The sequence below is a fragment of the Streptomyces sp. NBC_00704 genome (assembly GCF_036226605.1).
Lineage (GTDB): Bacteria > Actinomycetota > Actinomycetes > Streptomycetales > Streptomycetaceae > Streptomyces.
This window is the reverse complement of sequence record NZ_CP109000.1, coordinates 641,622-663,497: the sequence shown is the minus strand read 5'-3', so window position 1 is coordinate 663,497 and position 21,876 is coordinate 641,622. Positions and strand designations below refer to the sequence as shown.

Annotated in this window: 19 protein-coding genes; 13 read left to right on the top strand and 6 right to left on the bottom strand. The window is 72.0% G+C overall.

What is annotated here, in order from left to right; translation table 11 throughout:
- Positions 1-213: 213 nt before the first annotated feature.
- From OG802_RS02775 to OG802_RS02760, 4 genes are read right to left on the bottom strand one after another with little or no spacing between them, the layout of a single operon-like run.
- Positions 214-1,248, bottom strand: a complete 1,035-nt coding sequence (locus OG802_RS02775; protein WP_329406830.1) for a LacI family DNA-binding transcriptional regulator — start codon at positions 1,246-1,248, stop codon at positions 214-216.
- Entirely contained in the window at positions 1,245-2,150 is a 906-nt protein-coding gene (locus OG802_RS02770) for a carbohydrate ABC transporter permease (protein ID WP_329406827.1), read from the bottom strand. The genes OG802_RS02775 and OG802_RS02770 overlap by 4 nt, the downstream gene beginning before the upstream one ends.
- Positions 2,147-3,073 (bottom strand): carbohydrate ABC transporter permease, encoded by a 927-nt coding sequence (locus tag OG802_RS02765; protein WP_329406825.1) that lies wholly within the window; start codon positions 3,071-3,073, stop codon positions 2,147-2,149. Before OG802_RS02765 ends, OG802_RS02770 begins: the two co-directional genes overlap by 4 nt.
- Positions 3,070-4,398: an ABC transporter substrate-binding protein gene (locus tag OG802_RS02760; RefSeq protein WP_329406823.1), complete on the bottom strand. Its 1,329-nt coding sequence runs from the start codon at positions 4,396-4,398 to the stop codon at positions 3,070-3,072. The genes OG802_RS02765 and OG802_RS02760 overlap by 4 nt, the downstream gene beginning before the upstream one ends.
- Before the next feature lie 228 nt (positions 4,399-4,626).
- Between OG802_RS02760 and OG802_RS02755 the strand changes: the two genes are divergently transcribed.
- The 12 genes from OG802_RS02755 (at position 4,627) to OG802_RS02700 (ending at position 17,568) form a co-directional block, all read left to right on the top strand.
- Complete coding sequence (locus OG802_RS02755; RefSeq protein ID WP_329406821.1) at positions 4,627-6,648, top strand: beta-galactosidase; 2,022 nt, start codon at positions 4,627-4,629, stop codon at positions 6,646-6,648.
- Between the two features lie 105 nt (positions 6,649-6,753).
- The gene (locus OG802_RS02750; RefSeq protein ID WP_329406819.1) at positions 6,754-8,322 is read left to right on the top strand and encodes a glycoside hydrolase family 53 protein; all 1,569 of its coding nucleotides are present in this window, start codon (positions 6,754-6,756) and stop codon (positions 8,320-8,322) included.
- A gap of 207 nt (positions 8,323-8,529) precedes the next feature.
- A complete protein-coding gene (locus OG802_RS02745; protein WP_329406817.1) occupies positions 8,530-8,817 on the top strand; it encodes an ArsR family transcriptional regulator in 288 nt (95 codons plus the stop codon).
- 449 nt (positions 8,818-9,266) lie between these two features.
- Positions 9,267-9,722, top strand: coding sequence for a fluoride efflux transporter CrcB (gene crcB, locus OG802_RS02740; RefSeq protein WP_329406815.1), 456 nt, complete (start codon positions 9,267-9,269; stop codon positions 9,720-9,722).
- Positions 9,719-10,099, top strand: a complete 381-nt coding sequence (locus tag OG802_RS02735; protein WP_329406812.1) for a DUF190 domain-containing protein — start codon at positions 9,719-9,721, stop codon at positions 10,097-10,099. Before crcB (OG802_RS02740) ends, OG802_RS02735 begins: the two co-directional genes overlap by 4 nt.
- Complete coding sequence (gene crcB, locus OG802_RS02730) at positions 10,096-10,461, top strand: fluoride efflux transporter CrcB (protein ID WP_329406810.1); 366 nt, start codon at positions 10,096-10,098, stop codon at positions 10,459-10,461. Before OG802_RS02735 ends, crcB (OG802_RS02730) begins: the two co-directional genes overlap by 4 nt.
- A 195-nt stretch (positions 10,462-10,656) precedes the next feature.
- Positions 10,657-11,493, top strand: coding sequence for an undecaprenyl-diphosphate phosphatase (locus OG802_RS02725; protein ID WP_329406807.1), 837 nt, complete (start codon positions 10,657-10,659; stop codon positions 11,491-11,493).
- A gap of 162 nt (positions 11,494-11,655) precedes the next feature.
- Positions 11,656-12,333 carry a FadR/GntR family transcriptional regulator gene (locus tag OG802_RS02720; RefSeq protein WP_329406804.1) on the top strand — a complete coding sequence of 226 codons (678 nt, stop codon included), beginning with the start codon at positions 11,656-11,658 and terminating at the stop codon, positions 12,331-12,333.
- Positions 12,330-13,769: an amino acid permease gene (locus OG802_RS02715; RefSeq protein WP_329406800.1), complete on the top strand. Its 1,440-nt coding sequence runs from the start codon at positions 12,330-12,332 to the stop codon at positions 13,767-13,769. The genes OG802_RS02720 and OG802_RS02715 overlap by 4 nt, the downstream gene beginning before the upstream one ends.
- Positions 13,770-13,812: 43 nt before the next feature.
- Complete coding sequence (locus OG802_RS02710; RefSeq protein WP_329406797.1) at positions 13,813-14,829, top strand: asparaginase; 1,017 nt, start codon at positions 13,813-13,815, stop codon at positions 14,827-14,829.
- 248 nt (positions 14,830-15,077) lie between these two features.
- A complete protein-coding gene (gene aspA, locus OG802_RS02705; protein ID WP_329406794.1) occupies positions 15,078-16,493 on the top strand; it encodes an aspartate ammonia-lyase in 1,416 nt (471 codons plus the stop codon).
- A 136-nt stretch (positions 16,494-16,629) separates the two neighbouring features.
- Positions 16,630-17,568, top strand: a complete 939-nt coding sequence (locus OG802_RS02700) for a glutaminase (RefSeq protein ID WP_329406792.1) — start codon at positions 16,630-16,632, stop codon at positions 17,566-17,568.
- A 192-nt stretch (positions 17,569-17,760) separates the two neighbouring features.
- Here the strand turns inward: OG802_RS02700 and OG802_RS02695 are convergent, their stop codons facing one another.
- Both OG802_RS02695 and rho read right to left on the bottom strand, forming a co-directional pair.
- Positions 17,761-19,086, bottom strand: coding sequence for a D-alanyl-D-alanine carboxypeptidase family protein (locus OG802_RS02695; RefSeq protein ID WP_329406790.1), 1,326 nt, complete (start codon positions 19,084-19,086; stop codon positions 17,761-17,763).
- Positions 19,087-19,283: 197 nt separating this feature from the next.
- Positions 19,284-20,423: a transcription termination factor Rho gene (gene rho, locus OG802_RS02690; RefSeq protein WP_329406788.1), complete on the bottom strand. Its 1,140-nt coding sequence runs from the start codon at positions 20,421-20,423 to the stop codon at positions 19,284-19,286.
- Positions 20,424-20,967: 544 nt separating this feature from the next.
- Between rho and OG802_RS02685 the strand changes: the two genes are divergently transcribed.
- On the top strand, positions 20,968-21,861 hold the full coding sequence (locus OG802_RS02685; protein ID WP_329406785.1) for a hypothetical protein: 894 nt from the start codon (positions 20,968-20,970) through the stop codon (positions 21,859-21,861).
- The last annotated feature ends 15 nt before the right edge of the window (positions 21,862-21,876 follow it).

The window sequence follows — 21,876 nt, the reverse complement described above, 5'->3', positions numbered from 1 at the left end:
CTCGTGTGCGGTGCGGGTGAACACGTCCGTGTTCTCGCACCACTCACGCTAGGCCGGGACGATGCCCGACGGCTTCTCCGATCCTGACCGGTCCGCCCGACCGGACGCGGGAATTCACCGCCCGCCCTCCCGGCCCCGGCTGCCACCGGCCGGGAGAGCCCCCGGACCGGCCCACCGACCTACCGGCCACCGATCGGCCGGGCGCGGGCGCCGTCAGGTCGACTCGCGCCTGACCAGTTCCGTCGGCAGGATCACCGCCGCCGGGTCCTCGCCCCCGATCTGGGCGAGCAGCACGCGGACCATCTCACTGCTGATGCGGTCCCAGGGCTGGCGGATGGTGGTGAGGGTGGGGCTGGCCGCGGTCGCGGCGGGGGAGTCGTCGAAGCCGCCCACCGCCACGTCCTGCGGTACTCGCCGGCCCGCCCGGTGCAGCGCCGTGAGGACGCCCTGCGCCATCAGGTCGGACGCGACGAACACCGCGTCCAGCTCCGGCGCCCGCGCGAGCAGCTGTTCGGCGCCGGCCTCGCCGCTGGCCCGGCTGTAGTCCCCGGAGACCACGATCCGCTCGTCGTACTCGACGCCGGCCTCGGCGAGCACCTCCCGGTACCCGGCCAGCCGTTCCACGCCGCCGGGGGTGTCCAGCGGTCCGGTGACCACGCCGACGCGCCGGCGGCCCTGTGCGAGCAGGTGGCGCACCATGTCCCGGGCGCCGTCGCGGTCGTCGGCGGCGACGTAGCTCACCTTGGAGCCGATGCCGATGGGCTTGCCGCACGCGACCAGGGGCACGCCCGCCTCGCGCAGCTCCGTCGCGATCGGGTCGCCGGAGTGGCTGGAGACCAGCAGCACCCCGTCGACGTGGCCGGCGGTGATGTACCGCGTGATGCGCCGCCGCTCGTCCTCGGTCCCGGCCAGCATCAGCAGCAGGGGGACATCGTGCGCGGCCAGTGCCTGGGTGCAGCCGCGCAGCAGGACGTTGAAGTTGGGGTCCTCGAAGAACCGTTCCTGAGGCTCCGTCAGCAGGAAGCCCACGGAGTCGGAACGGCCGGTGATCAGCGAGCGGGCGTGCCGGTTCACGACGTAACCCGTCCTGCGGATGGCGGCGTTGACCGCCTCGGCCGCGGTCGGGCTGACGTAGTGCCCGCCGTTGAGCACGCGCGAGACGGTGCCGCGTGAGACGCCCGCCTCCCGCGCGACGTCGTGGATGGTCGGCGGTCTGCGCCGGCCCCCGGCCCCCTTGTTCATAATCATGACTTTACGGCTCCGGAGAGCAGATCCAGACTCCAGAACCGCTGAACCACCAGGAAGAGCGCCACGAGCGGGATCACCGCGAGGAACGCGCCGGTGATCACCAGGGTGTACAGGGCCGGGGTGTTGGCGCCCTGTTCGAGGAGGGTGAACAGCCCGAGGGTGATCGGGAACCTTTCGTCGTCGCTCAGCATGATGTAGGGCAGCAGGAAGTTGTTCCACACGGCGACGAACTGGAACAGGAACACCGTGACGAGTCCCGGGACCATCATCGGCAGCGCGATCCGGGTGAAGATCCGCCACTCGCTCGCCCCGTCCATGCGGCCGGCCTCGACGACGTCCCCCGGGACGGCCGCGGCGGCGTAGATGCGCGCGAGGTAGACCCCGTAGGGGGAGAGGATCTGCGGCAGCAGCACCGACAGGTACGAGTCCGTGAGGCCGGCCTTCGCCAGCAGCAGGTACTGCGGGACGGCGAGGATGATCGGCGGCATCAGCACGCCCGCCAACAGGATGTTGAACATCGTCTCGCGCCCGCGGAAGCGGTAGGTGGCCAGCGCGTATCCGCTGACCGCCGACACGCACGTCGAGAGCAGGGCGCCCAGGCCGGCGTAGAGGGCGGAGTTGCCCATCCACCGCCAGTAGAGGCCGTCGCGGTAGGCGTTGAGGTCCCTGACGTTGTCGGTGAAGCCCGTGCCCGGCAGGAATGTGAACGTGGTGAACAGCTCGCGCCCGGACTTGGTGGACGCGATCACCACCCATGCCACGGGCAGCAGGCAGTAGAGCGCTCCGAGGAGCAGCGTGAGCGTGGGGACCGGTGCGATCCGGCGGCGCAGCGGCGGACGGCCGCGGACGGCGCCCGCGCTGCCCGCCGCCGCGGGGGCCTTGTGGACGGCAAGAGAACTCATCGTGCTGCCTCCTGCTTGGTGCGACGGTTCGCGCCCCGCAGGAAGCCGAAGGACAGCACCAGCGTGGCGAGCGCGATGATCACGGCCTCGGCGGCCGCCTGGTGGACGTCCCCGGTGCCGAACGCGTCCCGGTACACCTTCATCAGCGGACTCCAGGTCGTGGACACGGAGTTGGTGAGGGGCTTGAGAGTGGTCGGTTCGCTGAACACCTGGAGCGTGGCGATGATCGAGAAGAAGAAGGTCAGCACCAGCGAGGGCGCCACCATCGGGATCTTGACGCGCAGCGCGATCTGCAGCGGGGTGGCGCCGTCCAGCTTCGCCGCCTCGTACACCTCGGCCGGGACGGCCTGGAGCGAGGTGTAGATGACGATCATGTTGAAGCCGGTGCCGCCCCAGACCGCGATGTTCGACAGGGCGAGGTACAGCGGGCCGCCGTCCAGCAGGTCCGGCTGCGGCAGGCTCAGCTTCTCGAGCACGTAGTAGAAGGGACTGACGTCCGGCAGGTACAGGAAGCCCCACAGCAGCGCCGCGACGACGCCCGGAACGGCGTACGGCAGGAAGATGGCGAGGCGGGTGAACGAGGTGAGCCGCACCCGCTCGGAGTCGAGCATCAGCGCGAACAGCAGCGCCAGGCCGAGCATCACCGGGACGACGATGCAGCCGTAGCCCAGGACGCGCAGCGCGCCGTGGGGCAGCTCGCCGTCGGTGAAGGCGTCGGTGTAGTTCTCGACGCCGGCCCAGACCTCCTTACGCGCGCCCGAGCCCAGGCCGAGCCCGGAGACGTGCACCTTGTGGAGGCTGAGCCACACCGCGTATCCGATGGGCAGCGCGAAGAAGAGGGCGAAGAGGATCGTCGCCGGCAGGAGGAAGCCGTACGGCGCCCCCTTGACCCCGTACGGTCTCCGGCGGTGTGCGGTGGTCACTCGGAGACCTCGAAGCCCTGCTTCTTCATGTCGGCGACGGTGGCCGACTGCATCTTCGCCAGCGCGGCCGAGAAGTCCGACCTGTCCTTGGCGGCGGCGCCGAACGCATCGTTGAAGGTCGTGTAGGCGACGTTCACGTTCGGGCCCCAGGCCGACGGGGCCGTCGTCTTCGCGATCCTGGCGGCCAGGGTGTAGAAGTCCGCCTGGTTCGAGAAGTAGTCCGGCGGGGTGGTGAAGGCGCCGCTGAGCTGGGCGGAGGTGGAGGCGGGGTAGATGCCGCCCTCCTTGGCCAGCGCGTTGAGGGCGTCGCCGTCGGTGTTCAGCCAGGCGGCGAACTTCGCGGCGGCCTCCTTGTGCTTCGAGTCCGTCGTCACGCCCGTGGAGGAGCCGCCCCAGCTGCCGGTGACGTCCTGGCCGTTCGACCACTGGGGGAGCGGGGCCATGGCCCACTTGCCCTTGGTGTCGGGCGCGGCGGTGGTCAGGGTGCCGGGGGCCCACACGGCGGAGACCCAGGCGATCTGCTTGCCGGTGTCGAGCGCCTTGTTCCAGGCCGGGGTGTACATGGGCTGGTTGTCGACGACGCCCTCCTTGACGAGACCGCCCCAGAAGTCGGCGACCTTCTTGGTGGCCGCGTCGTCGATGGCGACCTTCCACGTGTCCCCGGAGGTGGTCCACCACTTGGCGCCGGCCTGCTGGGCGAGGCCTGCGAAGAGGCCCGGGTCGTTGGCGGAGAACGTGGTCAGGTCCGTGCCGGGGGACTTCTTCTTCAGTGCGCGCGCGGTGTCGGCGAACTGCTCCCACGTCGTGGGGACCGTCAGGCCGTACTTCTCGAAGAGGTCCGCGCGGTAGTAGAACATCATCGGGCCGATGTCCTGCGGCACCGCGTAGACGGCGTCGGTGCCGAGCGTCGTCTGCTGCCAGACCCCGTCGGCGAATCCGGCCTTCGCGTCCCCGACGTCCTTCGCTATGTCCGCCAGCGCGTCGTTGCTGACCAGCGTCGGCAGCGCCTGGTACTCGGCCTGCACCAGGTCCGGGGCCTTGCCGGCCTTGTGCGCGGTGAGGATCTTGGTGATCAGGGTGTCGCCGGACGCCTGCTTCTTCACCGTGACGGTGATCCCGTCCTTCTTGCCCCGGCCCTTGTTCCACAGGTCCACGACCTTGTCCATGCCGGGCGTCCACGTCCAGTACGTGAGCGAGACCGGGCCGGACGCGTCGGCGTCGTCGTCGGACGAGCCGCAGGCGGTGAGTGCGGTGGCGCCGAGGGTGACGGCGAGAGCGGAGGCCGCGCCTTGGACAAGGAGCCGACGGCGCTTCGAGTTGGGCATGGATCTCTCCCCTGACCTGGGCTTCCGCCCGATGCGGAAACCTGCCATGCGAATCGCACGACCGGGGGCCCGGCCGTCGCCGGACCCCGTCATGCTGTCTGTGAGCGTTCACAGTAGAGAAACATCCCGGACACTTGTCAATGGTTGTTGCTGTGCGGTTATGTTGGCCTCGGAGCGCCGCCATAGTGTGTGCACGTTCCCAAATGATCGATTAAACGGGAGACATCCATGCCGGAGACCAGCCCCAGGGGCCTCACCAGGCTCGCCTTCGGGGGGGACTACAACCCCGAGCAGTGGCCGGAAACCGTCTGGGAGGACGACGTCCGGCTGATGCGGGAGGCCGGCGTCACCATGGTCAGCGTCGGGATCTTCTCCTGGGCGCTGCTGGAGCCCGCGCCGGGCGTCCACGACTTCGGCTGGCTCGACCGCGTCCTCGGCCTGCTGCACGACAACGGCATCCGCGTCGACCTGGGCACGCCCACGGTCGCCCCGCCCGTGTGGTTCTACCGCGACCATCCCGAGGCGCTGCCCGTCACCGCCGACGGCGTGCGCTACGAGTTCGGCTCCCGCGGCGCGATCTGCCACAGCAACGCGCACTACCGCGCGGCCGCGGCGGACATCACCACCCGCCTCGCCGAGCGGTACGCCGACCACCCGGCGCTGGCGATGTGGCACGTGCACAACGAGTACGGCGTCCCCGTCTCCGCCTGCTACTGCGACTCCTGCGCCGCCCACTTCCGCCGCTGGCTGGCCACCGCGTACGGCACCATCGACGCCGTCAACGCGGCCTGGGGAACCGCCTTCTGGGGCCAGCGCTACGCGAGCATCGAGGACGTCAACCCGCCCCGCGCCACCCCCACCGTCGGCAACCCCGGCCAGGCCCTGGACTACAAGCGGTTCGCCGACGCCACCATGCGGGAGAACTTCCGCGCGGAACGCGACATCCTGCACCGCCTCGCCCCCGGCGTCCCGGTGACGACCAACTTCATGACCGCCCTCAGCCAGTGCGACTCCGTCGACTACTGGGCCTGGGGCCGCGAGGTCGACATCGTCACCAACGACCACTACCTGATCACCGACGGCCGCCGCACCCACGTCAACCTCGCGATGGCCGCCGACCTCACCCGCTCCGTCGGCGGCGGCGCGCCCTGGATCCTGCTGGAGCACTCCACGTCGGGCGTCAACTGGCAGCCGCGCAACCCCGCCAAGGCCCCCGGACAGATGGCCCGCAACTCCCTGGCGCACGTGGCCCGCGGCTCCGAGGGCGCCATGTTCTTCCAGTGGCGGCAGTCCCGGCGCGGCGCCGAGAAGTTCCACTCGGCGATGGTCCCGCACGGCGGCGCCGACACCCGCGTGTGGCGCGAGGTCGTCGAACTCGGCGCCTCGCTCGACTCCCTCGTCGCCCTGCGCGGCACCCGCACCGAGGCCGACGTGGCCGTGCTGTGGGACTGGCAGTCCTGGTGGGCGCAGAACCTCGACTGGCGCCCCAGCGAGGACGCCGACCCGCGCGAGCGCGCCGACGCCTTCTACGAAGCCCTCTACGACCGTCACCTCACCGTGGACTTCGCCCGCCCCGAGGCCGACCTGTCGGCCTACCCGCTGGTCGTCGTGCCCGCCCTGTACCTGATGACCGAGGCGGCCGGGGCCAACCTCCGGGCCTACGTGGAGAACGGCGGCACCCTGGTGGTGTCGTACTTCTCGGGCATCGTCGACGAGCACGACGCCGTCCACGAGGGGGCCTACCCGGGGGCGCTGCGCGACGTCCTCGGCCTGACCGTCGAGGAGTTCTCCCCGCTGCTCCGGGGCGAGAGCGTGCGGCTGACCGGCCCCGACGGCGGCGAACTCGACGGCGACGTCTGGACCGAGTTCGTGGTGCCGCGCGGCGCCGAGACCGTCTGGCGCTACGCCGACGGCCTCACCGCCGGCCGCCCCGCCGTCACCCGGCACCGCCTCGGCGAGGGCACCGCCTGGTACGTCTCCACCCGCCTCGGCCAGGACGGCCTGGACGCCGTGCTCGGCCGGGCCGCGGAGGACGCGGGGATCGCCCCCCGCGCCGGCCTGCCCCGCGACGTCGAGGTCGTGCGCCGCTCCGGACCGCAGGGCAGCTACCTCTTCGCCGTCAACCACACCGCCGCCGACGCCAAGGTGGCGCTGGAGACCTCCGGCACCGAACTGCTGACGGGCGAACGCGCCGCGGGCCGCCTGGCGGTCCCGGCCGGAGGCGTCCGGGTCGTGCGACTCGACGGCTGAGCCGACTCCCCCTCCGCCCGTGGAGCCGCGAGCCGCGGGCGGAGAGGGCCCCTCACCCCACGAGGGAACCCCATCCCCATCACGTCGAAGGGACGACGGACGACGATGTTCCATCCCAGACGCACCCTCAGGGCCCTGCTCCTGCCGCTCGCCGCCGGGCTCGCCCTCACCACCCTGCCCGCACACAGCGCGCAGGCGGCCGCCACCCTCGCCAACGCGGGCTTCGAGAGCGACGCGACCGGCACCGCGACCCCCGCCGGCTGGTCGACGTACTCGGCCGCCGGGCAGAACTCCGCCTCCTTCACCGAGTCGGGCGGCCACGGCGGGAGCCACCGCCTCTCGCACTGGTCGGCCTCCGCCTACAAGGTCGAGACGTACCAGTACCTGTCCGGGCTCGCCAACGGCCCCTACAAGCTCACCGCCTGGGTGCGCTCCGGCGGCGGCCAGAAAGCCGCGTACCTGGCCCTGAAGAACTGCGGGAGCCCGGAGCAGCGCACCGACCTGCCGGTGTCGTCCAGCAGTTGGGTGCGGATCGTCACGTCGGTCAATGTGACCAACAGCCAGTGCACCATCAGCATCAACAGTGACGCGAACGCGGGCAACTGGATCAATGTTGACGACCTGACCTTCACACCGGGCTCGACCGGACTGTCCGTCAAGGGCGCGGACATCTCCTCCCTCGCCAAGAGCGAGGCCAGAGGCGGTATATACCGGACCGCCTCCGGCTCCGCCGGTGACGCGGTCACCATCCTGAAGAACGCCGGGATGAACTACGCGCGCCTCAAGGTGTGGGTCAACCCCGCGGACGGCTACAACAACAAGGCGCGCGTCCTGGCCATGGCCAAGCGGATCAGGGCCGCCGGCATGAAACTCCTGGTCGACTTCCACTACTCCGACACCTGGGCCGACCCCGGCAAGCAGACCAAGCCCGCCGCCTGGACGGGCCACTCCTACAGTCAACTGAAGACCGACGTCTATCAACACACCTACGACGTCCTCAACGCCCTCAAGGCACAGGGCACCACGGCGGACATGGTCCAGGTCGGCAACGAGATCAACGGCGGCATGCTGTGGTCCGAGGGCTCCACCGACAACTGGCCGCAGCTCGCCGGGCTCCTCAACTCCGGCTACAGCGCCGCCAAGGCGGTCTCCTCCGGCACCCGCGTCGCCCTGCACCTGGCGAACGCCGGCGACGACGCCACCGTGCGCTGGTGGTTCGACAACGCGAAGACGTACGGCATCGCCTACGACGTGATCGGCCTGTCGTACTACGGCTACTGGCACGGCTCACCGGCCGCCGCCCAGACCACCCTGGACGACGTGGCGTCCCGCTACGCCAAGCCCGTCTTCATCGCCGAGACGGCCTACCCCTTCCGTCTCGACAGCGACGACTCCCTCGTCAACCAGATCGACACCACGGGCGAACTGGTCGCCGGCTACCCGGCGACCGCCGCGGGCCAGCTCGCCTGGATGAACACCGTCGCCGACATCGTGGAGGCCGTCCCCGGCGGCCGCGGCCTCGGCGTCTTCTCCTGGGAGGCGACCTGGACCGCCGTCACGGGCAACGGCTGGGACCCGGCCGACGCCGCCTCCGGCAACGGCTGGGAGAACCAGGCGCTGTTCGGCTACGACGACAGGGCGCTGTCCTCCATGGCCTGGTTCAGCCACCGCTGAGCCGGCGGCCCGACCGGACGGGGCCCGGCCGCAGCACGCGTCCGGGCCCCTGCCCGCCCCTCGCGCACCACGGCGAACAGCCCCGCGCGGCGGGGGAGTTGGATCCCGGCCAAGGCTCCCGGAGTCCGGGACACGGCGGCTTCGACTGCGTCAGAGTGGGAAGGCGCGGTACGAGGAGCCCCGAGCCGGGGCGGAGGGGGGCCGAGGATGCTGAGGACTCCGGTGAGCGAGAGGCGGCTGGACATCCTGGAGTGGCTCAAGGAGCCGTCCCGGCACTTCCCGCCGCAGCGCCGCGGGGACCCCGTCGAGGACGGCGTCCCCGCCGACGTCATCGCGACGAAGCTCGGCGTGCGCCGGCAGGTGGCGGACACCCATCTCGTGCTGCTCGCGCACCTCGGCGTGCTGCGCGCCAAGCGCATCAGGCGCCGCACCTACTACCGGCGCGACGAGATGCGCATCGCGGAAGTGGCCCGCATGTTCGACAAAGGGTGGTAGCCGCGTAGCGCGGCGACGACGAAGCACGGCGGCGGCGAAGCACGACGGCGCCGCCGCACGGAGAGCCCCCGCCGCACGGAGCGCCCCCGTCGTACGGCGAGCCCCGGCGGGTCGCGGGATCCCGTGTTCCCGCCGCTTCCCGCCGCTTCCCAGCGCTTCCCGCCGCTTCCCAGCGCTTCCCAGCGCTCCCAGCGCTTCCCGGCGCTCCCCGCCGCTTCCCGGCGCGGGCCGGCGCGGGCCGGTCCCTCCTCGCCCGGCGGCGCGCCGCGATCCGCAGGGTGACCGGCGTCCGCGGGACCGGCGGCCGGCGGTCCCCGGCGGCCCGGTGGAGCGAGGCCCGGCGGCCGGCGCCGCGCCCGTGGTCCGGGGGAGCGGAGGTTAGGCTGGTGCCCGGCCGTGATCACTCCCAGGCGCTGGAACGGCCTCGGACCGGGTGGGAGACGTACGACATGACAGCTCCGCAGGCCGGACGTCTCCGTACCGGCGTCCCGCGCGGGCCCCGCGCGTCGGGGCAGCTCCCGGTGGTCGCCGTCGTGGCCGCCGGCGGGGGCCTCGGCGCCGCCGCCCGCTACGCCGCCGCGCTGTGGTGGCCCGCGCGGACCGGCGGTTTCCCCTGGGCCACGTTCTGGGTGAACGTCACCGGCTGCGCGGTGATCGGCGTGTTCCTGGTGCTGGTCACCGAGGCGCTGAGCGCCCACCGGCTGGTGCGGCCCTTCTTCGGCACCGGTGTGCTCGGCGGCTTCACGACCTTCTCGACGTACGCCGTCGACGCCCGCGGGCTGCTCGGCGCGGGCCGGCCCGCGACAGCCCTGACCTACCTCGCCGCGACCCTGTGCGCGGCCCTCTTCGCGGTGTGGCTCGCGGCCACGGCGACCCGCCGCGTCCTCTCCCGGAGGCAGCGATGACCAGGCTGACCGGCAGTGCCCTGCGGCTGACCGTCCTCATCGGCGAGAACGACACCTGGCACCGCAAGCCCCTGTACACGGAGATCGTGCACCGCGCCCACGCCGCCGGGCTCGCGGGCGCCAGCGTCTTCCGCGGCATCGAGGGCTTCGGCGCGTCCTCGCGCATCCACACCTCCCGGCTGCTCTCGCTCAGCGAGGACCTGCCGGTGGCGGTGGTCGTGGTGGACACCGAGGAGCGGGTGCGCGCCTTCCTGCCCCAGCTCGACGAACTGGTCACGGAGGGCATCGTCACCCTCGATCCGTGCGAGGTGATCAGGTACGCCGGGCGCGGCGGGAACCCGGACGAACCGGGCACGAAGGGTAAGAACTGGTTGTGAACTGGCTGCTCGTCGTCCTGGGCGGGGCGATCGGCGCCCCGTTGCGGTACCTGACCGACCGCGCCGTGCAGTCCCGCCACGACTCGGTCTTCCCCTGGGGCACCTTCGTCGTGAACGTCACCGGCTGCCTGATCCTCGGCACGCTGACCGGCGCCGTCGGTGTCGCCCCCGACCTGCGGTTGTTCCTGGGCACGGGCCTGTGCGGGGCGCTGACCACGTACTCCACGTTCTCCTACGAGACGCTGCGCCTGACCGAGACCGGGGCCGGCCTCTACGCGGCCGCCAACGCCGTGGCGAGCGTGGTGGCGGGACTGGGGGCGGCGTCCGCGGGGGTCGCGCTCGGCCAGTGGGTGTGGCCGTAGAGGATCGAACCCGCGTCCGATCAGATGCGGGCCTGGTAGGACTGTGCACGACACCGGACCGTCCAGGCCTGTCGTGTGGATCGGCTCGCAGGGCGCAGGCGGCGGCTCGTCGCTGCCGCCCCCGCGTCCGCGAGGTGATCCGGACGGCGGCCCCGCACCGCTGTCGACCGATTCGTCTTCTCAGAACTGGATTCCATGAGCGCCATCTCCGTCGGCCAAGCCGTCGTCCTCGGAGCCGTCGAGGGAGTGACCGAGTTCCTCCCCGTCTCCTCGACCGGCCATCTGAAGATCACCGAAGGCCTGATGAACATCCCGGTCGACGACGACGCCGTCGTCGGCTTCTCCGCCGTCATCCAGGTCGGCGCGATCGCCGCGGTGCTCGTGTACTTCCGCAAGGACATCGTGCGGATCGTGTCGGCCTGGTTCCGGGGACTGCGCGACCGCGAGGAGCGGTACCACCACGACTACAAGTTCGCCTGGTGGGTGATCTACGCGACGATCCCGATCGTCGTCGTGGGGCTGGCCGCCAAACCCCTCATCGAGGGCCCGCTGGCCTCGCTGTGGGTGGTGGCCGGCTCGCTGATCGTCGGCAGCGGTGTGATGTGGGCGGCCGACCAGATGGGCCGGCACAAGCGCGGCGAGGACGACACCTCGTGCAAGGACGCGATGCTGGTCGGCAGTTCGCAGATCCTCGCGCTGCTCTTCCCCGGCTTCTCCCGCTCCGGCGCCACGATGTCCACCGCGCTCATCCTCGACCTGGACCGGGTCGCCGCCACCCGGCTGTCGTTCTTCCTCGGCATCCCCGCCCTGACCGGCGCCGGGATCTACGAGCTGAAGGACGCGCTGGGCACCGGCGCGGGGGCGGCGCCCCTGGCCGTCGGCACGGCCGTGTCCTTCGTCGTCGCCTACGCCTCGATCGCCTGGCTGCTGAAGTTCGTCGCCAAGCACTCGTTCAACGCGTTCGTCGTCTACCGCATCGTCGTCGGTGTGGCGCTGTTCGGCCTGCTGGCCTCCGGGGTCCTCGAAAGCTGACCGGGCGGCCCTCAGGGGGCGGGAAGTCGCCATTCAGGCGCCCGCCCCCTGAATCTGTTCTTTCATCCGTCTTGACAGGGGCCTCGGGCCCCCCGGAGTATCACTCCCGTGAACCTGTCAGACAGCCAGACAGGTGGTCGGGCCCCGAGGCGCGTCAGCGCCATGGAAGCGGTCCTCACCCACCTCCGCGGCGCCATCGAGCGCGGCGAGTACGCCATCGGCGACAAGCTCCCCTCCGAGGCGGAGCTGTGCCGCACCCTGGAGGTGTCCCGGCCCGTCCTGCGCGAGGCCCTGCGGGCGCTGCAGACGATGGGCCTGACCGTCGCCAAGACGGGCAAGGGAACCTTCGTCATCGCGAACACCGTCGAGGACCCCACCTTCGGCGACTACGCGGCCAGCGACCTGCTCGAAGTGCGCCGTCACGTCGAGATCCCGGTCGCCGGGTACGCGGCCCTGCGCCGCACCCCGGAGAACCTGGACCACCTCGCCCACCTGCTGGACCGCATGGAGCGCGAGACGGACACCACCGCGTGGGTCGCGATGGACACCCTCTTCCACCTGGCTGTCGCGGAAGCCGCCCAGAACCCGGTCTTCCGCCGGGTCATCGAGGAGATCCGCGACGCACTGGCGCGTCAGTCGGCCTTCCTCAACGAGCTGGGCGACCGGCGCGAGCAGTCCAACCGCGAGCACCGGGCGATCGTCGAGGCCCTGATCGACGGTTGCGAATCCGACGCCGTGGAGGCCATGAGCCACCACCTCGACCGCGTCGAGACCACCCTCACCGACATCCTGCGCGCCCCGCGCGCGGACACCCCCCTGGAAGGCGGACCCGAGGCGTGAGCGAACAGCACCTCAAAGACGAGACGCGCCCCTCGACCCCGCACGTGGACGCCGGAGACGCCGGCTACAGCAAGTCGCTGAAATCCCGGCACGTCAACATGATCGCCATCGGCGGCGCCATCGGCACCGGCCTCTTCCTCGGCGCGGGCGGCCGGCTCGCCGACGCCGGCCCCTCCCTCTTCATCGCCTACGCCGTGTGCGGCGTCTTCGCCTTCCTGGTCGTGCGCGCCCTCGGCGAACTCGTCCTGTACCGGCCCTCCTCCGGGGCCTTCGTGTCCTACGCCCGCGAGTTCATGGGCGAGAAGGGCGCGTACACGGCCGGCTGGATGTACTTCCTGAACTGGGCCACCACCGGCATCGCCGACATCACGGCGGTCGCCACCTACACCCACTACTGGGGCATGTTCTCCGACATACCCCAGTGGGTGATCGCCCTGATCGCCCTGGCCGTGGTCCTCACCGTGAACCTCATCTCGGTGAAGATCTTCGGCGAACTGGAGTTCTGGTTCGCCATCGTCAAGGTCAGCGCGCTCGTGGTCTTCATGTGCATCGGCATCTTCCTGCTGGTCACCCGGCACCCGGTCGACGGCGCCACCCCCGGCCCCTCGCTCATCACCGACAACGGCGGCGTCTTCCCCAACGGCCTGCTGCCCATGCTGCTGATCATCCAGGGCGTCGTCTTCGCGTACGCCTCCGTCGAACTGGTCGGCGTCGCCGCCGGCGAGACCCGGAACCCCGAGAAGATCATGCCGAAGGCGATCAACTCGATCATGTGGCGCGTGGGCCTGTTCTACGTCGGCTCGGTGGTCCTGCTGTCGATGCTGCTGCCGTGGAACAAGTACACCTCCGGCGAGAGCCCCTTCGTGACGGTCCTGTCCAACGTCGGCATACCGGCCGCGGGCGGGGTCATGAACCTCGTCGTGCTCACCGCGGCCATGTCCTCGCTCAACTCCGGCCTGTACTCCACCGGCCGCATCCTGCGCTCCATGGCGATGTCCGGCTCCGCCCCGAAGTTCACCTCGGTGATGAGCCGCAGCCAGGTCCCGTACGGCGGCATCCTGCTCACCAGCGGTATCTGTGTCCTCGGCGTCGCCCTGAACTTCGTCGTCCCGGCCGACGCCTTCGAGATCGTCCTGAACTTCGCGGCGATCGGCATCCTCTCCACCTGGGGCATGATCATGGTCTGCCACCTCCTCTTCTGGCAGAAGACCCAGAAGGGCGAGCTGACCCGCCCGGGCTACCAACTCCCGGGCTCCCCCTGGACCGAACTCGTGACGCTGTTCTTCCTCGTCTCGGTCCTGGCCCTCATGTACGCCGACGGCGGCGCCGGACGCACCACCGTGCTGTGCCTGCCGCTGATCGTCGCCGCGCTCGTGGCGGGCTGGTACGCCGTCCGCCGCAGTCTCGCGCGCACCTCGTCCAAGGCCGACGCGTGACCCCTGCGCCGGCCCACGCCCACCCACAAGTGATCAGGCAGTGATGTTCAGCAGTTCCCTCGCCGAGGCACCCGCGATCCGCGAACCCCTCCACGCACCCGTCGCCCACCTCGTCCGCGGCGGGGTGACCGAGGGCGTCCACCACGGCTCCGTCGTCGTCCTCGGCGCGGCCGGTACCGTCGAGCTCCAGCTGGGCGACATCGAGGCCGCCATGTACCCGCGCTCGGCGCTCAAGCCGGTCCAGGCGGTCGCCATGGTCCGGGCCGGGCTGCCGCTCGACGGCGAGCTGCTCTCGCTCGCCGCCGCCAGCCACTCCGGCGAGGAACGCCACCTCGCCGGGGCCCGGCGGATCCTGGAACTCGCCGGCGTCGACGAGACGCACCTGCGCAACGTCGAGGACATGCCCTACGGGGCACCGGTCCGCGACGCCTGGATCCGAGCGGGCCGCGCGCCCTCCCGCCTCGCGCAGAACTGCTCCGGCAAGCACGCCGCGATGCTCTACACCTGTGCGCTCAACGGCTGGTCCCTCGACGGCTACCTGGATCCGGCGCACCCCCTGCAACAGGCGATCGCCGAGATCGTCGAGGACCTCACCGGGCAGCGGATCGCCCGGGTCACCGTCGACGGCTGCGGCGCCCCGCTGTTCTCCGTCTCCCTGCACGGCCTCGCCCGGGCCGCCGCCCGCATCACCGCGGCGGCGCCCGGCACCCCCGAGGCGCGGGTCGCCGACGCCATGCGCGAGCACGCCGAGATGGCCTCCGGCTCAGGCCGCGACGTGGCCGCCCTGATGCGTGCCGTGCCCGGACTGCTGACCAAGGACGGCTTCGAGGGCGTCCAGGTCGCCGCCCTCCCGGACGGCCGGTCCGTCGCCGTCAAGATCTCCGACGGCGCCGACCGGGCCCGGGTGCCGGTCACCGCCGCGGCCCTCGCCCGGGCCGGCGTCGACCCCGCCCGGCTCACCGCGTTCGCCGGCCAGCCGCTCCTCGGCGGCGGCGTCCCGGTCGGCTGCGTCCGCCCGGTGCGCGCGCTGGACCCGGTCACCGTGCGGGCCTGCGCCTGACGGCTCCGGTGGCCACCGGGTGTGCGCGGTGGCCACCGGCGGACCCGGCCCGCCCGGCCGGGCACCCACCCCGGCCGGGCCGTGTGCCCGGCCCCCGAACCGCCGTCCCGGTCACCACCGGGCCGGTGCGCGACCGGCTCGGGCGGACGCCATCCCGTACCGCCCGAGCCGGCCGCCCCCTCGCACTCTCCCCGTCCCGCACTGCCCCTCACCTCGCCACCCCGCCCTCAGAAAGAGGCCGCACCCTCATGACCGCCTCCGCCGCCACCCGCAGCGAACACGACCTCCTCGGCGACCGGGACGTTCCCGCCGACGCGTACTGGGGTGTCCACACCCTGCGCGCCACGGAGAACTTCCCGATCACCGGGATGCCGATCTCGGCCTACCCGCACCTCATCGACGCGCTCGCCGCGGTCAAGGAGGCCGCGGCCCTGGCCAACGAGGAGCTCGGTCTGCTGGCCCCCGAGAAGGCCGCCGCGATCGTGGCCGCGTGCCGGGAGATCCGGGCCGGGAAGCTGCACGAGCAGTTCGTCGTCGACGTCGTCCAGGGCGGCGCGGGCACGTCGACCAACATGAACGCCAACGAGGTGATCGCCAACCGGGCACTGGAGCTGCTCGGACACGGCAAGGGCCACTACGGTCATCTGCACCCGAACGAGGACGTCAACCTCGGCCAGTCCACCAATGACGTCTACCCGACCGCCGTCAAGATCGCGACGGTCTTCGCGGTGCGCGGGCTGCTCAAGGCGATGGCCGTGCTGCAGGACTCCTTCGCCCGCAAGGCCGTCGAGTTCCGCCACGTGCTCAAGATGGGCCGTACACAGTTGCAGGACGCGGTGCCCATGACGCTCGGTCAGGAGTTCTCGGCCTATGCCGTCATGATTGACGAGGACCGCAACCGACTTGACGAGGCCGTCCAGTTGATCCATGAGATCAACCTGGGCGCCACGGCCATCGGCACCGGCCTCAACGCCCCCGCCGGATACGCCGAGTCCGCCCGCCGCCATCTCGCCGCGATCACGGGTCTGCCGCTGGTCACGGCCGCCAACCTGGTCGAGGCCACCCAGGACTGCGGCGCGTTCGTCCAGATGTCCGGCGTGCTCAAGCGGGTCGCGGTCAAGCTGTCGAAGAGCTGCAACGACCTGCGGCTGCTGTCGTCGGGGCCACGGGCGGGACTGGGCGAGATCAACCTGCCGCCGGTCCAGGCCGGTTCGTCCATCATGCCCGGCAAGGTCAACCCGGTGATCCCCGAGGTCGTCAACCAGGTCGCCTTCGAGGTGATCGGCAACGACGTCACCATCACCATGGCCGCCGAGGCCGGACAGCTCCAGCTGAACGCCTTCGAGCCGATCATCCTGCACTCCCTGTCGGAGTCCATCACCCATCTGCGCGCCGCCTGCCTCACGCTCGCCGAGCGCTGCGTCGACGGCATCACCGCCAACACCGAGGCACTGCGGGCGAGTGTGGAGAACTCCATCGGCCTGGTCACCGCCCTCAACCCGCACATCGGTTACACCGTGGCCACCGACATCGCCAAGGAGGCGCTCGCCACCGGCCGCGGCGTCGCCGAACTCGTCCTCGACAAGGGTCTCCTCCCCGCCGACCGCCTGGCCGCCCTGCTTCGTCCGGAAGTCCTCGCCGGCAGCGGCTCACCCTTGGCGTGACCCCCGTGACCCTCGTGACCCTCGTGACCCTCGTGACCCCCGTGACCCCGTCGGGCCCGTTCCCCATCCCCTTCGACCCTGCTCGAACGCCGCCGACCAGCGGCGGCGGAAGCGTCAGGATTGGCACGGAGGCAGAATGGCGATCATGACACCGACGTCGTCCCCCGTCTTCCAGCCGGTCCTGGAACGCATCGCCGAGGAGATGGAGCGCACCCCGGGGCGCGGCCGGCCCGCCGACTACATCCCCGCTCTCGCGGTCCGCGACCCGCGCAGCTTCGGCATGGCCGTCGCCGAGCTGGACGGCACGGTGTACGGGGTCGGGGACTGGCGGGAGCCGTTCTCCACCCAGTCGATCACCAAGGTCTTCACCCTCGCCCTCGACCTGGCCCGCGAGGGCGACGAGCTCTGGGAGCACGTGGGCCGCGAGCCCTCGGGCAACCCCTTCAACTCCCTGGTGCAGCTGGAATACGAGCAGGGCATCCCGCGCAACCCCTTCATCAACGCGGGCGCGCTGGTCGTCACCGACCGGCTCCTCACCCGTACCGGGGACGCGGCGGGGGAACTGCTCGGCTTCCTGCGCGCCGAGAGCGGCAACCCCGCGCTGGACTTCGACGAGGACGTCGCCGCCTCCGAGGCCGCGCACGGCGACCGCAACGCCGCCCTCGCCCACTTCATGGCGTCCTACGGCAACATTGACAACCGCGTGCCGGTCCTTCTCGACCAGTACTTCCGCCAGTGCTCGCTGACCGCCTCCTGCGCCGATCTCGCCCTGGCGACCGGGTTCCTCGCCCGCCACGGCATCCGCGCGGACGGCAGCCGGCTCCTCACCCGCAGCCAGGCCAAGCAGGTCAACGCGGTGATGCTGACGTGCGGCACCTACGACGCGGCCGGCGACTTCGCCTACCGGGTCGGCCTGCCCGGCAAGAGCGGCGTCGGCGGCGGCGTCATCGCCGTCGTGCCCGGCCACTGCACGCTGTGCGTGTGGAGCCCGGGTCTGGACGAACGCGGCAACTCGGTGGCGGGAGTGACCGCCCTGGACCGGTTCACCACGCTCACCGGCCTGTCGGTGTTCTGAGTCAGGCCCGGCCGGGCCGGTCCTCGTGGACCGGTCCCCGCTGCCCGGGAACTCGGTCAGCAGCGGGAGCAACACCGTGGTGCGCCGCATCAGGGCCTTGTGCGTGGTCGCCGGCAGCACGGCCTCCCGCGCGCGCGGGACGAGGCGCTGCATCCGGTTGGTCCGCTGGTCGGTGGACGGTCGCTCCGCCGGTCATCTCCCGCTGTTTCCTCGGCTCGTGAGCCGCAGCACCAGGGCCATGGCGGCCCCGCCGAGCGCGGCGGCGCCCACGACGAGCCCCGCCTCGGACCAGCCGTCGCCGTCCCCGCCGACGTCGGCCCGGAGCGTGGCCGCGCTCGCGGCGGCGGCGGCGGCTGGGGCGAGGCGCGTCGGCGGGACTGAGCGGTCCGGCGGCGCGGGGGAGGCCGTCGAGCGGATGGACGGCCCGTGTCCGGGCGCCGGCGGCGGCGCGGACGCCGCTGCGGGTCCGGACCGGGGGTGAGGGCGCGGGCGTGCTCGCAGCGCGTCGAGCGAGCCCACCGGATCGACGTGGCCGGCTGCCGCGAAACCCCAGTCCAGCAGCTTGCGCGCCTCCTCGTAGACCGTGAAGCCGCCGCCCGCCTGAGGGTTCATCACCGTCACGACGAGGGTGCGTCCGCCCCTGTGGGCCGCGGCGACCAGGGTGTTGCCGGCATTGCTGGTGTAGCCGTTCTTGACGCCGATCAGTCCCGGATACGCTTCGACGCCGTCCGCTCCGGTGAGCAGCCGGTTGGTGTTGGCGATGCCGTAGGTCCCGTCTCCGTCGCCGGGGAACTGCGCCTCGGCGGTGGCGCAGTAGCGCGCGAAGTCCGGGTTGCGCAGTCCCTCCCGTCCGAACACCGCCAGGTCGTAGGCGGAGGACACCTGGCCGGGGGTGTCGTAGCCGTCGGGGGAGCGCACCTGGGTGTCCAGCGCGCCCAGGGACCGTGCCTTGGCCTGCATCCGGCCGGCGGTGGCGTCCCAGCCGCCGCTGAGGGAGGCCAGGACGTGCACGGCGTCGTTGCCGGAGTTGAGGAACACGCCTCGCCACAGGTCGGAGATCCGGTAGGTGTGCCCCTCGGCGACACCGACGAGGCTGCTGCCGGGCCCGATGCCCATCAGCTCCTCCGCGCTCACCCGGTGCTGGAGCTCGCCGGGCAGCACCGGCAGCACCGTCAGGGCGAAGAGGGTCTTCAGCGTGCTGGCGGGGGGCAGCGCCCGGTGCGCGTTCGACGCGGCGAGCACCTCGCCGGTCCCCGCGTCGGACACCAGCCACGACAGGGCGGAGACGTCCGGGACCTCGGGCGCGCCGCGGCGCGGTCTGACCTGGGTGCCGGAGCGGTACAGCAGCGCCGGCCGGGGGATCGCCGCGCCCGGGGAGCCGGCTTCGCCCGGCGCGCCGGGGTGCGCCGGGTCCGCGGCGGCCGGGGCGGCGGCCGCCGCGGACCCGAGGGCGAGGACGCCGGTCACGCAGACCGCGCAGACCGTCGATGCGGCCCGAGAAGAGAATCCGATCGTCATATGATCAACGTAGGAACCCGGGACGGCTTCCCCGCGCTGCCCGTGCCGGACGGGCCCGCGCGAGCACCCGGATGCCGCACGCCGCGCGAATCGCAGCCCTCCGGCCGCACACCGCTGCCCCCACCTCTTCTTGCGAGCCGTGTCCGGCACCTGCCGGTCGGCCGTGGCGCCGCGAAGGCCGTCCGGTCGGCGGGTGGCTAGGCGGCGGGCAGCGTGGGCTGGATGCGGCGCAGGAAGGCCGCGTTGTCGGGGGTCGCGCGCATCCGCTCCAGGAGGGTCTCCAGGTTCGCCTGGCCGTCCCGCGTCTGGAGGGCCCGGCGCAGGCCGCGCACGGCGGCTGCCTCGGCCGGCGAGTGGAGGAGTTCCTCCCGGCGGGTGCCGGAGCCGTTGACGTCGACGGCCGGGAAGACGCGGCGGGAGGCGGGTTCGCGGTCGAGGCGCAGCTCCATGTTGCCGGTGCTCTTCAGCTCCTCGAAGTAGAAGTCGTCGGCGCGGGAGCCCGTCTCGACCAGGGCGGTGGCGAGGATCGTGAGCGAACCGCCCTCCTCGGCCGCGCGCGCCGCGCCGAAGAACCGCTTGGGGCCGGTCAGCGCGGTCGCGTCGACGCCGCCGCTGAGGGTACGGCCGCCGGCGGCCGCGGTGTTGTTGTGGGCCCGGCACAGCCGGGTCAGGGAGTCGAGGAGGATCACGACGTCCTCGCCCGCCTCGACGAGCCGCTTGGCGCGTTCGACGACGAGTTCGGCGAGGGCGATGTGGTGTCCCGGCGCCCGGTCGAACGTCGAGGCGTACACCTCGCCGCGCACGGAGCGCCGCATGTCGGTGACCTCCTCGGGCCGCTCGTCGAGCAGGACGACCATCAGCCGGGCCTGCGGGTGGTTGCCCGCCACGGCCGCCGCGATCTGCTGGATCAGCACGGTCTTGCCCGTCCTGGGCGGCGCGACGATCAGGCCGCGCTGCCCCTTGCCGACGGGCGTGAGGAGGTCCGCGACCCGTCCGGCGAGACCCGACGCGCGGTGTTCGAGCCGGAGACGCTCATGGGGGTGAAGGGGGGTCAGGTCGCGGAAATGGCGGCGGCCGTGCAGGCCGTCGGGGGCGCGGCCGTCGACGCGGGTGACCTCGGTCAGGGTGCGCTGGGCGCCGCGCATCCCTTCGACGAGGTCGCCCTTGCGCAGGCCGTGACGGCGGATCAGCGCGGCCGGGACCTGGAGGTCGTCCGGTGTGGGCAGGCAGTCGGCGGCGCGCAGCCGTCCCTTGCCGCTCCCGTCGACGTCGAGGACGCCGAGGGCGGTCCGGGCCGGGGACTGCTGGACCGGGGGGTGTTCGAGAGTGGTGGTCATGGTCGGTGGGTCCTTTCACGGACGGAAAAACATGAGGCATGAGGCATGCGAAGAGGGGGGAGCGGCCGCGAGGGGAGGGCGCACAGCGCGCCTCGGGCGGCGGGAACGGCACCGCGGCACGGCGGAGCAGAGCGAGCCGTGGACGGTGGTGCGGGAAAGCCGCTGCACCGGCCGGAGACGGCGGGTGGGGGACGGCGGTTGGAGAGAGAACGGCACTGGCGCCCAGCGGGGCGTACACACGTGCCAATCGCACTGTAGCACAGGCGTCGGCCGGGACGGCGGAAGACGGCGGTCCCGTCGCCCCCGGAGGGGCGTGGCGCCGGCGTGGCGCGTGGTGCGGGCATGTCTCGGAAGGCGGGAGAGGCGGAGAGGCGGGAGAGGGGGGAGGCGGGAGAGGGGGGAGGCGGGAGAGGCGGGGGAGGCGGGGACGGGATGGGTGGGGTGAGGAATCCGGCCTCTTCGAGGTTTACCGCAGATGTCCGCAGAGAGTAACGATCCGTGACGGCGGCGGACTTGACCGCCATATCTGCCTTATCTTCACGTCATGTCCACGCCGCCTCAGTCTCCGCAGCAGCCGGAGCAGCCGTCCGGGGCGCCGGCCCAGCCGAGCGCGTACCCGTATCCGAATCCGCAGTCGCCGGCCCCCGGCGGGCCGATGGGCTTCCCGCCGGCGGCGCAAGCGGCCCAGACCGGTCCGCAGAGCATCTACGCGCAGCCCACGCTGGTCGGCCATCCCGTCCATCCGCAGCCGGGCAACCCCTACGCCCAGCCGGGCCCGTACCCCGTCGTCGGTCCGCCGCCCACGGGGAGCGGCGGCGGCGCCGGACGGGCGGTCCTGTGGGCCGTGGTCGGGGCGGTGGCGGCGTCGGCCGCGTGGGCGGCCGGGGTCTTCCTGACCGGGGCCGGGGCCGACGCGGACCTGCGCGGCTACACCGCGCCGGTGAACCTGTGCACGTCCACCGACTACTCGTCCTTCAAGGGGGAGTACACGGCCGAGGACAGCGCCCCGACCCACAACGGCATCAAGGACGAGGCCCTCGACGAGGGCCTGTGCAACATCAGCCTGAAGAAGTCCGGTTCGAGCTACTCGGACGCCTACCTCTACACCCAGCTCGACCTGCACAAGAAGACCGACCCCGGGCCCGAGTTCACCGCCGCGTGGAAGAACTACGGCGACAGTCACAAGGGTTACGACGTGGAGAGCGTCACCGGCATCGGCGACGAGGCCTACCTCGTCAGCGAGGACACCACCTCCGGGTCGAAGAGCGGCTCGGTGTACGCGACGCTCGCCGTCCGGGACGGCTGGGTCACGTACACGATGAGCTACAGCGCCTACTACACCTCGTACGACACCGACACCGATCCGCCGACGCTCGCCGAGGTCTCCGGCTACCTGAAGGCGGACACCCGGGCGACCCTGCGCGACCTGCGCGGCTGACGCCCCACGCCCCCC

Excerpts from the sequence above, each read along its gene's own strand:
- OG802_RS02775 (WP_329406830.1), bottom strand. The coding sequence starts at position 1,248 with ATGATTATGAACAAGGGGGCCGGGGGCCGGCGCAGACCGCCGACCATC.
- OG802_RS02700 (WP_329406792.1), top strand. The coding sequence starts at position 16,630 with ATGGCGATCATGACACCGACGTCGTCCCCCGTCTTCCAGCCGGTCCTG.
- OG802_RS02770 (WP_329406827.1), bottom strand. The coding sequence starts at position 2,150 with ATGAGTTCTCTTGCCGTCCACAAGGCCCCCGCGGCGGCGGGCAGCGCG.
- OG802_RS02745 (WP_329406817.1), top strand. The coding sequence starts at position 8,530 with ATGCTGAGGACTCCGGTGAGCGAGAGGCGGCTGGACATCCTGGAGTGG.
- OG802_RS02695 (WP_329406790.1), bottom strand. The coding sequence starts at position 19,086 with ATGACGATCGGATTCTCTTCTCGGGCCGCATCGACGGTCTGCGCGGTC.
- OG802_RS02760 (WP_329406823.1), bottom strand. The coding sequence starts at position 4,398 with ATGCCCAACTCGAAGCGCCGTCGGCTCCTTGTCCAAGGCGCGGCCTCC.
- aspA (WP_329406794.1), top strand. The coding sequence starts at position 15,078 with ATGACCGCCTCCGCCGCCACCCGCAGCGAACACGACCTCCTCGGCGAC.
- OG802_RS02725 (WP_329406807.1), top strand. The coding sequence starts at position 10,657 with ATGAGCGCCATCTCCGTCGGCCAAGCCGTCGTCCTCGGAGCCGTCGAG.
- OG802_RS02755 (WP_329406821.1), top strand. The coding sequence starts at position 4,627 with ATGCCGGAGACCAGCCCCAGGGGCCTCACCAGGCTCGCCTTCGGGGGG.
- OG802_RS02735 (WP_329406812.1), top strand. The coding sequence starts at position 9,719 with ATGACCAGGCTGACCGGCAGTGCCCTGCGGCTGACCGTCCTCATCGGC.
- rho (WP_329406788.1), bottom strand. The coding sequence starts at position 20,423 with ATGACCACCACTCTCGAACACCCCCCGGTCCAGCAGTCCCCGGCCCGG.
- OG802_RS02750 (WP_329406819.1), top strand. The coding sequence starts at position 6,754 with ATGTTCCATCCCAGACGCACCCTCAGGGCCCTGCTCCTGCCGCTCGCC.
- crcB (WP_329406815.1), top strand. The coding sequence starts at position 9,267 with ATGACAGCTCCGCAGGCCGGACGTCTCCGTACCGGCGTCCCGCGCGGG.
- OG802_RS02710 (WP_329406797.1), top strand. The coding sequence starts at position 13,813 with ATGTTCAGCAGTTCCCTCGCCGAGGCACCCGCGATCCGCGAACCCCTC.
- OG802_RS02720 (WP_329406804.1), top strand. The coding sequence starts at position 11,656 with ATGGAAGCGGTCCTCACCCACCTCCGCGGCGCCATCGAGCGCGGCGAG.
- OG802_RS02685 (WP_329406785.1), top strand. The coding sequence starts at position 20,968 with ATGTCCACGCCGCCTCAGTCTCCGCAGCAGCCGGAGCAGCCGTCCGGG.